14 protein-coding genes are annotated in these 11,022 nt (G+C 44.7%); 4 read left to right on the forward strand and 10 right to left on the reverse strand.

Going from position 1 to position 11,022, the window contains the following annotated elements; all coding sequences use genetic code 11:
* Positions 1 to 9 precede the first annotated feature (9 nt).
* The gene (locus R8N28_RS18710) at positions 10 to 960 is read left to right on the forward strand and encodes a helix-turn-helix domain-containing protein (protein WP_065275135.1); all 951 of its coding nucleotides are present in this window, start codon (positions 10 to 12) and stop codon (positions 958 to 960) included.
* Positions 961 to 1,004: 44 nt separating this feature from the next.
* Here R8N28_RS18710 and R8N28_RS18715 read toward each other — a convergent pair whose 3' ends face one another.
* The gene (locus R8N28_RS18715) at positions 1,005 to 1,532 is read right to left on the reverse strand and encodes a TetR/AcrR family transcriptional regulator (RefSeq protein WP_005373975.1); all 528 of its coding nucleotides are present in this window, start codon (positions 1,530 to 1,532) and stop codon (positions 1,005 to 1,007) included.
* Positions 1,533 to 1,654: 122 nt separating this feature from the next.
* On the opposite strand from R8N28_RS18715, the gene R8N28_RS18720 reads away from it, so the two are divergent.
* A complete protein-coding gene (locus R8N28_RS18720) occupies positions 1,655 to 1,876 on the forward strand; it encodes a hypothetical protein (protein WP_017635120.1) in 222 nt (73 codons plus the stop codon).
* Positions 1,877 to 1,974: 98 nt separating this feature from the next.
* On the opposite strand, the gene R8N28_RS18725 is transcribed toward R8N28_RS18720, so the two are convergent.
* The gene (locus R8N28_RS18725) at positions 1,975 to 2,346 is read right to left on the reverse strand and encodes a VOC family protein (RefSeq protein WP_005373979.1); all 372 of its coding nucleotides are present in this window, start codon (positions 2,344 to 2,346) and stop codon (positions 1,975 to 1,977) included.
* Between the two features lie 59 nt (positions 2,347 to 2,405).
* Positions 2,406 to 3,296 carry a LysR family transcriptional regulator gene (locus tag R8N28_RS18730; protein ID WP_005388706.1) on the reverse strand — a complete coding sequence of 297 codons (891 nt, stop codon included), beginning with the start codon at positions 3,294 to 3,296 and terminating at the stop codon, positions 2,406 to 2,408.
* 109 nt (positions 3,297 to 3,405) lie between these two features.
* Between R8N28_RS18730 and R8N28_RS18735 the strand changes: the two genes are divergently transcribed.
* A complete protein-coding gene (locus tag R8N28_RS18735) occupies positions 3,406 to 4,017 on the forward strand; it encodes a LysE family translocator (RefSeq protein ID WP_033906294.1) in 612 nt (203 codons plus the stop codon).
* Between the two features lie 131 nt (positions 4,018 to 4,148).
* On the opposite strand, the gene R8N28_RS18740 is transcribed toward R8N28_RS18735, so the two are convergent.
* The 3 genes from R8N28_RS18740 to R8N28_RS18750 all read right to left on the reverse strand — a co-directional run bounded on the left by R8N28_RS18740 (position 4,149) and on the right by R8N28_RS18750 (position 6,386).
* Positions 4,149 to 4,358 (reverse strand): hypothetical protein, encoded by a 210-nt coding sequence (locus R8N28_RS18740; protein ID WP_082240179.1) that lies wholly within the window; start codon positions 4,356 to 4,358, stop codon positions 4,149 to 4,151.
* A 105-nt stretch (positions 4,359 to 4,463) separates the two neighbouring features.
* A complete protein-coding gene (gene groL / locus R8N28_RS18745) occupies positions 4,464 to 6,062 on the reverse strand; it encodes a chaperonin GroEL (RefSeq protein WP_053304624.1) in 1,599 nt (532 codons plus the stop codon).
* 33 nt (positions 6,063 to 6,095) lie between these two features.
* Positions 6,096 to 6,386 (reverse strand): co-chaperone GroES, encoded by a 291-nt coding sequence (locus R8N28_RS18750; RefSeq protein WP_005373989.1) that lies wholly within the window; start codon positions 6,384 to 6,386, stop codon positions 6,096 to 6,098.
* A 267-nt stretch (positions 6,387 to 6,653) separates the two neighbouring features.
* Between R8N28_RS18750 and R8N28_RS18755 the strand changes: the two genes are divergently transcribed.
* Complete coding sequence (locus R8N28_RS18755) at positions 6,654 to 7,004, forward strand: rhodanese-like domain-containing protein (protein ID WP_054865459.1); 351 nt, start codon at positions 6,654 to 6,656, stop codon at positions 7,002 to 7,004.
* Positions 7,005 to 7,097: 93 nt separating this feature from the next.
* On the opposite strand, the gene R8N28_RS18760 is transcribed toward R8N28_RS18755, so the two are convergent.
* The 4 genes from R8N28_RS18760 to R8N28_RS18775 all read right to left on the reverse strand — a co-directional run.
* Complete coding sequence (locus tag R8N28_RS18760) at positions 7,098 to 7,496, reverse strand: GFA family protein (protein WP_005388696.1); 399 nt, start codon at positions 7,494 to 7,496, stop codon at positions 7,098 to 7,100.
* Between the two features lie 251 nt (positions 7,497 to 7,747).
* Entirely contained in the window at positions 7,748 to 8,011 is a 264-nt protein-coding gene (locus tag R8N28_RS18765; protein ID WP_005373992.1) for a DUF3012 domain-containing protein, read from the reverse strand.
* A gap of 194 nt (positions 8,012 to 8,205) precedes the next feature.
* A complete protein-coding gene (gene fni, locus R8N28_RS18770; RefSeq protein WP_054576170.1) occupies positions 8,206 to 9,225 on the reverse strand; it encodes a type 2 isopentenyl-diphosphate Delta-isomerase in 1,020 nt (339 codons plus the stop codon).
* Positions 9,226 to 9,463: 238 nt separating this feature from the next.
* Positions 9,464 to 11,022, reverse strand: a 1,559-nt coding sequence (locus R8N28_RS18775; RefSeq protein ID WP_318183397.1) for a sodium:proton antiporter, incomplete at its 5' end; no start/stop codon positions are given.

Raw genomic sequence — 11,022 nt, forward strand, 5'->3', positions numbered from 1 at the left:
ATCACAAGGATGAGTAACCAAATACCCCAAACTGCACCAATGCTGTGCATCCATCACACTAAGGATGCAAACCAACAAGCTGCGAGTCTGATAAACTGGCAACAGGAATATGACCAACTCAGCGATGGTCGATTTTTAGGTCAAATTCGAGAACGACGATTTCCCAATTTCCATGTGTTTCGTGAAGACAGTAACCGCTCGCTAAGACAGCAATGCAGGGTTGAAGAGGGAGGTATTTGGTTGGGTTTGAGTGCGGAAAATAAGCCGCTACACCTAAATCACAGTCAGTTTAATTCAAGCCAACTTTTGCTTAGGCAAGGTGGCGCTGATTTTGAGTTAATGACACCGGAGCAGTTTTCTATCTATGGAATAGTGCTCGACAAAAACTTCGTTCACATCATAGAAAATCAACTTGAGCTTGGGAGTATCCAAAACAACACATTACACTTAACGGGTTTGACGGAAAAACACATTCAACAACTTAAATACTACTTAGGCACGTTACTTGGTTCCGCCGAGCCAAGATGGTCTGAAACCACACATCAAGCAATCTTAAAAGATATTGTGCTGGAGTTGTTCTCACTCAGTTCACTGCACACGAGCCATCCGATATCAATCTCTCATCGTCAACACGTGATGCACCGTATAAAACAACAGCTACAGGATCTAGACTACCGTACACCGATAACCGTCAGTGAACTGTGTGACGCAGTACACGTCAGTCGTCGCACACTACAGTACACCTTTGAACATTGCTGTAATACTTCCCCAAAGCAGTTCATACATCGAATGCGCCTGAATCAAGTACGTAGAGTGCTACAAAGCCCTGAAGATAATCGAACAATTGCAGAAATTGCTTTTGACTTTGGTTTTTTCCATCTCGGGCAGTTCAGTCAAAGCTACAAGCGGCTATTTGGTGAGACGCCAACTGAAACGAGAAAATGGGAGTCCAGCAAATAAAATGACAGGCAGTATATTCTTTCAGATCCTGCGTTGGGGCCATGTTATGCAGTCGCAATGATTTGCTGAAACTTAGCATGAAGCTCTTCAAGTGCCGCTTCAACATCCGGTTCTGCACGGCTCAAGTGCGAGATTAACGTCATAAAATAGCAGTCAAAAATCAGCGGTATTTTTCCCTCAAGGACGGAGCTTCCGTTTACAGATTGAAACAAAGCTTGGTTAAACGACTGATAATAATCCAAATCCCAAATCACTTCTTTCAACAAAGCTCGGCTCAGCTCAACGTTCGCAAAATAGTAGCGATAGTATTTCTCCGTCAGCGCCAAACCAATGTCGATATCGGTTTTACCTTCCACACTGACTAGCGTTTCTTGGCTGATCTGTTGCAGTTGCGCCAGCATCCCTTCGCGCAAAATCGACAGTTTAGTCGGGAAATGGCTAAACACTGTACCATCGGCTACTCCTGCTTCTCTCGCTATCTGCCTTGTGGTCGTCATGTCATAGCCATTTTGAGCAAAAGATGCCCATGCGGCTTTTAGAATTTTATCTCTGGTTTGTTGTCGCTTCGTCATTGATGTGTCTGCTTAATGAGCCTGAAAGGATCATACCTTGCGTGGTTGAGATTGACAAATTGAGCGCGCTCATTTATAAAATTGAGCATGCTCATTTTATATAAAAACAAAAGGAATCGCTCATGTACGTATTAAACAAACTAGGCCAAGGATTGATTTTCTTCCCGACCATCTTCTGCTTTTCGTATATTTTAAGACCGATATTAATGGTCATCCTTATTCCAGGAGGACTCGCACTTTTGGCGTTAATCGGTGGCGCAGAAGTCAGAGCGGAACTCAAAGCCATGCTGCTTGAGGAGTTTTTTGGCGTTAGCCCATCGCACACCACCTCGAAAAAGGCGTGAGTGCGCTACAAACGTTGGCAAGGCTAAGTAAAAAAGAAAACGCGCAGATATCGAGATCTCAATACCTGCGCGTAGATGCGGTGAAAATAAGACTGGCTTTAGTCAGTATTCATGTTCTGGCCAATTCGCCATAAAACGCCACTAGGGTCAAACAAACAACATTCGCGCATGCCCCAAGGTTGCTCGACTAGCTCTGTCAAACGCGAACCAAATTCCTCATGACCCACTTTGGATAAGTGCTGATGCCAACTTTCTGCGTCTTCTACGAGCAAGTGCATCATGAAGTTATTGCCGTGTTCTGGCTCATAAAAATTCTGTAAAAGAAACGCGCAGCTACCTTGAGAGAAGTATGCTACATCACCGAAGTCCGACGCCATTTCAAAGCCAATCGCCTCATAAAAGCGTTTTGATAGCGCGTAATCTTTCGCCGGAACAAATGATTTGATTTCAACAATATTGAGGTTTTCCATTTCCAATTTCCTAAGCCTTTTTCCATAAAACTGACTGACGTAATCTCGCTCTATGCCTTCTATTCGCCTTGCGTGATCTGCTGTGATGACAGTGGCACACACTCTGCCATTTGCGTTTGTAACCACGTGATAAATTTATGTTCGAGTTCTGTACGCTTTTTATCTTGACTCAATAAAACGTAATTGCAACTTGATGGAGAAAACCCAAATGGTGCGACCAAATTACCACGCTTAATATCGTCCATGACAAAAGGATACGATCCCATTGCGACGCCTAAGCCATCCACTGCGGCTTGTATGCAAAAATAAAAATGCGCGAATGATTGCTGAGTGTTGCCGTTGAAAGTTTCACAACGTGTTGATTGCTGCCAATCCGCCCAAGCATTCGGTCTGGTTTGGCTATTCAACAATCGAGCTGCTTTCAAATTGTCTTTAATGGATTGCCAATACTCAGGAGAAAATACCGGCCCCACCCACTCTTCCACAAGAATGGTTTTGTCGTAATCGTGATGCTGCGCAAAATCGTCTCGACGAATCGCCATCGAAAGCCCAGTTGATCCTAATGTTACCGGGCCACCAGCCGTCGACAAACGAACATCAGCACGGTGTTCATCATTAAACGCGGCCAACCTTGGCATCAACCAGCGCATGGTTAATGTCGGTTCACAAGACACTTCAAGATGCTGATGCTTCTCTTGAATAAGCGTATTCACGCCTGTTTCTAGCGTTTGGAATGCCGTTTCTGTGTATGTCTTGAGTAATTCGCCTTCTGCCGTCAACACGACTTTCCTGCCCTCTTTGAAGAACAAAGGTTGAGACAGATATTGCTCAAGTTGCTTGATCTGCTTACTCACGGCTCCGTGGGTAATGTTCAGTTTGTCAGCCGCTTCAGTGTAGCTTGAAGAACTCGCCGCAACGTGGAAGACATAAAAAGATTTCAGGTGACGCATCTGTGAGTTTTTCTCACCAATATGGGAATGTTTTTCGATTATAGTCAGTAATAAAGACGCCTACAATTTCGCTACATCCCAGACTTCATCATTCAAACAGGAAATCGATATGGAATTTGTAACTCTTGCGTTATTAGGTGTGCTTATTGTCATTAGCCCTGGCGCAGACTTTGTTTTGGTATTAAGAAATAGCTTAAATCAAGGACGAAAAGCAGGCGTATACAGTGCGATTGGTATCAGCATGGCGATCAGCATCCACATCGCTTACTCCATGCTGGGGATCAGTTACTTAATTTCACAAAATGAATGGTTGTTTAATCTCGTGCGCTATCTTGGGGCCGCTTATCTTGTCTACCTTGGGATTAAAGGAATATTCTCCTCGCAGCCTGCGTCAAACTCAGAAACCATTCAACAGAGCGAGTATTCAATGTGGCGATTTTTCATGCAGGGATTTCTGTGTAATTTACTCAATCCCAAGACGATGCTGTTTTTTCTGAGTATTTTTAGCCAAGTGATTTCTCCCGACTCTAGTCAGCAACACATCGCCTTTTTTTACGGGATTTATATGATTGCGCTGCATGGTATTTGGTTTTCTATCGTTGCTGTTTTATTCACGTCATCCCAGCTACAAGCTTTCTTGTTGAAGATTAAGCATCGACTCAATCAAGCATGTGGGGCGGGATTGATCATTTTCGGCGCGATGCTGGGCTTAAAGGTGTAGTACGCTTGCGGTCCGATTACCCCAATTCAAATTGATCATTGAACAAGTGGCAGTAATCAAATAAAAATCTACACTATCAATACTTTAAATTAGAAAAAGACAGCCAACGTACGCTGGCTGTTTCGATACAGTTAATGGATGACCCGAGCGTCCCCTTTAAATAACTGAGACAGATCGATAGTGAATATCGTCACTATCGGACGTTTAGGCAGAGCATTTTCGATCGAAAACTCTGGCCCAGCTGGAACGAGGGGGAAGTGAATAGCAGTCGGCCACGTTGACGAAGCTTCATTACCGCCCGGCTCAGATATTGAGAAAGAAAACGCAGGTAAACGGGTCATAACACTTACCTCAAATGACTGATTAGCGGGCTCAAGCGAGCCCGCTTAGGTTTTGCAATGTTATTGTTATTTTAACGCTTACTTAATCACTAACGGTTGATGACGTTAGATATCAAGTTCTTTGTCTTCAACGTGGTTGGTGATCATCGCTTCAGTGGTGATCATCAAGCCAGCAACAGACGCTGCGAATTGAAGCGCTGAACGTGTTACCTTCGCAGGGTCCAAGATGCCCATTTCGATCATGTTGCCGTATTCACCTGTTGCAGCGTTGTAACCGTAATCGGAATCACCAGCTTTGACAGCGTTCGCCACAACAGAAGCTTCGTCACCTGCGTTAGTTGCGATTTGACGAAGAGGCTCTTCCATTGCACGTAGCGCAACTCGGATACCCACGTTTTGGTCATCATTGTCGCCTTTTAGATCCGCCAATTCTTTCGCGATCTTAGTTAGAGCTACACCACCACCAGCAACAATACCTTCTTCAACCGCTGCGCGAGTAGCGTGTAGCGCATCGTCCACGCGATCTTTCTTCTCTTTCATCTCAACTTCGGTTGCAGCGCCGATCTTGATCACCGCTACGCCGCCAGATAGCTTCGCAACACGTTGTTGAAGCTTATCTTTGTCGTATTGAGAAGTGGTTGTTTCGATTTGTTTTTCAATCGAAGCCACACGATCAGCAATCGCGCTTGCTTCTGCTGCGCCACCCACAATGGTTGTTGTGTCTTTGGTAATGGTCACTTTCTTCGCACTACCTAGTTGCTCTAACGTTGCTTTTTCGAGCTCTAGGCCGATTTCTTCAGAGATGACCGTACCAGCAGTTAGTACCGCAATGTCTTCCATCATCGCTTTACGGTTGTCACCAAAGCCAGGCGCTTTCACCGCGGTCGCACGCACGATGCCGCGCATGTTGTTCACAACCAATGTCGCTAACGCTTCACCTTCGATGTCTTCAGCAATGATCAATAGCGAGCGAGAAGATTTCGCTACTTCTTCTAGTACAGGCAATAGCTCGCGGATGCTGCTGACTTTTTTGTCCACCAATAAGATGTATGGGTTGTCTAGCTCGACGCTGCCATTTTCTTGGTTAGTGATGAAGTATGGCGACAAGTAACCGCGGTCAAATTGCATACCTTCAACCACAGACAATTCGTTGTTTAGACCTTGGCCTTCTTCAACCGTAATCACGCCATTGCGACCCACTTTCTCCATCGCTTCTGCAATGATTTCACCGATCGCGCGATCGCTGTTTGCAGAAATGCTACCCACTTGGGTGATAGATTCTTTGTCGCTGCATGGCTTAGACATTTCACGTAGTTTCTCAACCGCCGCTTCAGTGGCCTTGTCGATACCACGTTTTAGGTCCATTGGGTTCATGCCAGAGGCTACCGCTTTAAGACCTTCATTGATGAAAGATTGCGCCAGTACGGTAGCGGTCGTTGTACCGTCCCCCGCTTCATCATTCGCTTTGGACGCCACTTGTTTCACCATTTGTGCGCCCATGTTTTCGAACTTATCTTTCAGTTCGATTTCTTTCGCTACAGACACGCCATCTTTGGTGATGGTTGGCGCGCCGTAAGATTTATCAAGCACAACGTTGCGGCCTTTCGGGCCTAGTGTCACTTTTACTGCGTCCGCCAGTAAGTTCACACCTTTCAGCATTTTTTGACGTGCGTCATTAGCAAATAATACGTCTTTTGCAGCCATGGTTATCTCCTCAAAAAACTACTACAAAAATAATTACTCAACGATTGCTAACACATCAGATTCGGACAGAATTAAGTATTCTGCGCCGTCAATTTTCTCGGTTTTCACGCCGTAACCGTCATTGAAAATGATTTGGTCGCCCACTTTGACTTCCATCGCAGCGCGTTCGCCATTTTCAAGACGTTTACCTAAACCAACAGCAATGACTTTCCCGCGGTTTGATTTTTTCACCGACTGAGAAGTTAAAACGATTCCCCCTTCAGATTTATTTTCCACCTCTTGTCTTTCAACAATTAGCTTGTCATTTAAAGGACGAATTTTCATTTTTAAGTGCCTCCTACTTGGAACCAAAAATAAAAGACAAAATAAACATCAAGATGGATTTGCGAGTCGACAGCTCGCTTTCGATGAAAATAATAAGGTCGAAAAATGAGAGTTCAAGAGGTGAATTTGATAAAAAATTTTTATTAAATTAAATAAAATTTTCTATCGAATTATCGTATTCACAACCACTTAGCATCTCTTTATGATGGAAAATGTGCTCAATCAAATCTAGAGTGGTTACGTACTCTTAAAAAGGATAATCAAACAATGAAAAAGGCCGTATCTCTATTTCTTGCAACGTTATGCGTGGGCTTCCTCTCACCCAACGTGTCGGCTTCTGAACGCGCTGAACAAGGGTGGCAATTGATTGACAAGGGCGCGATGATTGTCGATGTGCGCACGCCGCAAGAATTTTCTGAAGGGCATTTGGATAATGCCGTCAACTTCCCTTTATCTGAACTTGATAAACATTTTCAAGACGTCGATAAAGATCAAGCTATCGTGTTGTACTGTCGCAGTGGTAACCGCTCTGGCAAAGCGTATCAATACTTAAAATCGCAAGGCTTTACGAATCTGCACAATGCAGGTGGCTTTGAAGAACTACAAGACGCCAAATAGTCGTCTCCGTTCTAATATACAAAGTAAAAGCACAGAGCGTGTCGCAAGCGTATTGTAACGCGCTCTGTTTCTAAATACTTATCTACAACAACTCTATTTTGGCCCTGCATCAAATTGAGTCAGGTTATCCGATATCTCGAGCCACGGCGCTTTCGACGCGACAAAAATATGGAAATCAGGCTTGTGAGAAGGTGTGTCATCCAAGATACCAAGGCGAATATTGACGATCCCATTGTTCTTTTTCGAATACAGGCTCGATCCGCAGTGGCGACAAAAGCATAGCATGGTATTTTCGCTTTTCTGATAAGTTTGAATATCTTCTTTCCCTTGGATAATAAGCAGTTTATCCAACGCAATACCACCGGCAGATGAATAGTCAGAACCTGTGAACTTGCGGCATTCAGAGCAATGGCAATTTCCCATGTACTTAAATTCATCTGCCACTTCCAACTTTACCTTGCCGCACAGACATGAGCCTTTTAGTACTTCCATTTGAATTCCTTTTTGTTATGAATCTAATTGAATTAGATGGCTACCTCGACACCATGCCATTGCAATACGAAAAATTAAAGACAGGCAATACAGGTTTTCAAAAATGAAACGAAAATGTAAAACATTCCATTCAGAGGGAGGTGCGCTGACACGTGAAAAATCGAGCTATTTTAGATACAAAAACACCAAGCAATAACGCTTGGTGTTTACCTCACAGAATGTCGCCTCAGAAAAGGCGCTTTCCGCTGTGCTTAAAAAATGCAGTGTTTAGTAAAGCTGGTCGCTTCGTTTGCAGTCCAGTCACCTTTCGGCTTATCTTTCAGGTTTTCACACCATTGCTCGCTGCCGACACCATCTTGCAGAACACAATGCTTTGCAAAGTCTACCGCGTTGTCTGCTGTCCATTCTGTTTTTGGCTTATCGCGCATGTCGTTACACCAGCCTTCAGTGCCCACTTCATCACTACAAGCGGTCAAAGCAGAAGCCGCCAACATCAGCATGACTAGTTTTTTCATAAATTTAAGGTTCCAGTTGCAAACAATAGTAAAATTAAACTCAATCTCTTCAACACGTGCCCATTCAAGTGTCTGAATAAAGGCGTCACTAGCTGAAGTGACTTTTGTATCAACTATAACGAAATTATCAGTCTACGTGTTAAGACATCGAAAAATTATTGAGCGACTCTGTGTAAAGCGCGCCATTCTAAAAGCTATAGGCAGCGCGCTTTCGTTAGCTCACCAACCTTAGAAGAGCCAGTACCAAAGCACGCTAAACGCAGCTCTAATGCCATTTGTTCAAAGTGTTCGACGACAGACTGCGTGCTGATCGTCGCAGCTTTTAATACCGCACCAGCTTGCCCAATGAGATTAGCACCCAAATGAATGGCTTTCGCCGCTTCAAGTCCGTTATGAACACCTCCCGAGGCGATCAACGGTAATGTAGGATGCAGTGCGCGGATTTGAGCCAAACATGTTGCTGTAGGGACACCCCAATCGCGGAAAAGCTCGGCTGCACGCTGCATTTTCGGATTGTCTTGGCAATACCCTTCAACCGCACTCCAGCTTGTACCACCCGCGCCCGCAACGTCAATTGCATCCACACCAGCATCAATTAATCGCTGCGCAATGTGTCCGCTAATACCAAAACCGACTTCTTTGATAATGATAGGAACCTTCACGCGAGATTTAAGCATCTCAATTGCCTGGAAAACACCAACCCAATTGTGGTCGCCATTTTTCTGAAACGCTTCCTGCATTGGATTAACGTGCACAAACAAGGCATCTGCTTGAATCGCCTCTACCGCACGTTGCGCATTATCGAGTTTACCTTTATCGAGCAATTGAGCGGCTCCAAGATTGGAATACAACGGTACTTCTTTCGCCAACTCACGAATGGTTTTACCCAAGCCCGAATGCTGACTTTCTTCTAAGCTAATCCGTTGCGAGCCGACGCCCATGGCAATACCTAATTCACTTGCGGCTTCAGCCAAACGACAATTGATCGTTTCTGCGTCTTTTGCTCCGCCAGTCATCGAGCTAATCAAAAACGGTAGCGCTAATTGATGACCAAGAAACTCTGTCGATAAATCGATCGCGTGAAAGTCACATTCTGGCAGCGCACAGTGTTCAAACTCGACAGACTCAAAACCCGCCGTTTTATGCTTCATGCTCATATCATGATGTAAAACAGCATCTAGGTGTAAATCTTTTCGGTTAGTTTGCGGAGCCATAATGTCACCCTAAAGTAAAACAGTCGCGCAGTATTGCGATCCTTATCAGTAACGTCAATGCGAATTTTGTGAATTTGCCGGATTACTTTTCCGAAACGAGTAATGAATCTCGACTGCCCCTGACATTATAAGAAAAGAAACTCGATTTCCGTTTTAAACAAGCCGGCAAGTTTCTCTTCAAATTGAGATAATCAGCGTACGATACCCATGATGCAAATGGATCACATTGCTCTGTAGTTTACTTTACGCTGTCCGACAGAATTAGCGACACAACAGTGCTTGTCGTCGTTGGTTCAAACTGTTCGGGATCATCACAGAATTGAATTTTTCCTTTTTCTTCTACATGGAACAGCGGTACAACTGAACTACCTTTGTGATGCGCTAAATAATCTTGATACGTGAAGTTATCGCTCAATTTCGTGTGTTTAACCTCTGCACCACGACTTAACATACTGGCTAGCTGGGTATAGCTTACATTGCCGCCCATCAGCAATTTACCATGGTACTCCTGAGCCACGGAGTGCTTCTCGCTGCCATTGCTGTTGGTTTTCACTTTTTGTAAGCAGTGAACTTTATCTTCCCCGAACTCGTCGACGAATTGCATGCAAGCCATAATGTTGAAATGCTGATCGGGCGTTAATGCAACCACTTGACCTATTCCTATCAAGTTCAAGTTGTCGTCCGCGTGACTAGAAATAGGGTTGCCGTAATAGTAATCCAGTCCCAACATACGAACCTGACTGATGTACTCCCAGTTTGAGTCAGTCATTAATACGCGACGGTCATAACGCGACAACGCCTGCCCTATTTCTCTTGCTACTCGGTTAGCACCAATCAACAAGAAGCCGCGTGGTGCTGGCTCTGCGACGCCCAACGTCAGCGCTACAGGACGTGCCGTCGCACTTTGTAACACGACCGTTCCTATAATCACCATGAAGGTCATAGGGACCAGTAAAATCGCTTCATCAATGCCGTATTCAGTCAATTTGATCGCGAAAAGAGACGAAATCGAAGCAGCAACAATACCGCGCGGTGCAACCCAAGACAAAAACAGCTTATCTTTAAGACGCAAGTTGCTGCGGAAGGTTGAAAGAAAAATCGATAACGGACGCGACACTAACTGCATAAATACAAACAACAATAACGCACCGCTACCTAGCGCAGCAAAATCATCCAGACTGATTCGAGCCGCAAGGAAGATGAACAATCCGGTGATCAGTAAAATGGTTAAATGCTCTTTAAAGTGCAGAATTTGCTGAATATTGATGTCTTTAGCGTTTGCGAGCCACATACCCATTACGGTGACGGTTAGTAACCCAGCTTCAGACTCAATGTGGTTAGAGACCGAAAATACACCTAGAACCACCATCAAAACCGCAAATGGCTGCAAATATTCCGGTAGCCAAGAGCGACGCATGATCGTCGCAACTGCATAGCCTGAGGCCGCACCTAGCATGACACCGACAGCAATGATCGTCCCAAACACTTCGACGCTATTTATCGCGCTGTGAGATACGATAAACTCGTAAACCATCACAACAAAAAGCGCACCGAGCGGGTCAATCAAAATCCCTTCCCATCGCAAAATGTTAGCAAGCGTACTGTTAGGTCTTACGGTTCGTAGAAGTGGCACGATGACCGTCGGCCCTGTTACTACGGTTAAGCTGCCGAACAACATGGCAAGCTCCCAAGTAAAGCCGAGGAAATAGTGTGTTGCGATACTGGTTGCCGCCCACGAAATGATCGCCCCGATGGAAACAATGCTCCATACCGAACCACTCACGCCACGAATTTCTT

The sequence above is a fragment of the Vibrio sp. Vb1554 genome (genome assembly GCF_033344235.1).

Bases quoted from the DNA above. Each gene is read 5' to 3' on its own strand.
- R8N28_RS18725 (WP_005373979.1), bottom strand. From the start codon at position 2,346: ATGGAAAACCTCAATATTGTTGAAATCAAATCATTTGTTCCGGCGAAA.
- fni (WP_054576170.1), bottom strand. From the start codon at position 9,225: ATGGCTCCGCAAACTAACCGAAAAGATTTACACCTAGATGCTGTTTTA.
- R8N28_RS18750 (WP_005373989.1), bottom strand. From the start codon at position 6,386: ATGAAAATTCGTCCTTTAAATGACAAGCTAATTGTTGAAAGACAAGAG.
- groL (WP_053304624.1), bottom strand. From the start codon at position 6,062: ATGGCTGCAAAAGACGTATTATTTGCTAATGACGCACGTCAAAAAATG.
- R8N28_RS18740 (WP_082240179.1), bottom strand. From the start codon at position 4,358: ATGACCCGTTTACCTGCGTTTTCTTTCTCAATATCTGAGCCGGGCGGT.
- R8N28_RS18765 (WP_005373992.1), bottom strand. From the start codon at position 8,011: ATGAAAAAACTAGTCATGCTGATGTTGGCGGCTTCTGCTTTGACCGCT.
- R8N28_RS18720 (WP_017635120.1), top strand. From the start codon at position 1,655: ATGTACGTATTAAACAAACTAGGCCAAGGATTGATTTTCTTCCCGACC.
- R8N28_RS18760 (WP_005388696.1), bottom strand. From the start codon at position 7,496: ATGGAAGTACTAAAAGGCTCATGTCTGTGCGGCAAGGTAAAGTTGGAA.
- R8N28_RS18715 (WP_005373975.1), bottom strand. From the start codon at position 1,532: ATGACGAAGCGACAACAAACCAGAGATAAAATTCTAAAAGCCGCATGG.
- R8N28_RS18735 (WP_033906294.1), top strand. From the start codon at position 3,406: ATGGAATTTGTAACTCTTGCGTTATTAGGTGTGCTTATTGTCATTAGC.
- R8N28_RS18755 (WP_054865459.1), top strand. From the start codon at position 6,654: ATGAAAAAGGCCGTATCTCTATTTCTTGCAACGTTATGCGTGGGCTTC.
- R8N28_RS18710 (WP_065275135.1), top strand. From the start codon at position 10: ATGAGTAACCAAATACCCCAAACTGCACCAATGCTGTGCATCCATCAC.
- R8N28_RS18730 (WP_005388706.1), bottom strand. From the start codon at position 3,296: ATGCGTCACCTGAAATCTTTTTATGTCTTCCACGTTGCGGCGAGTTCT.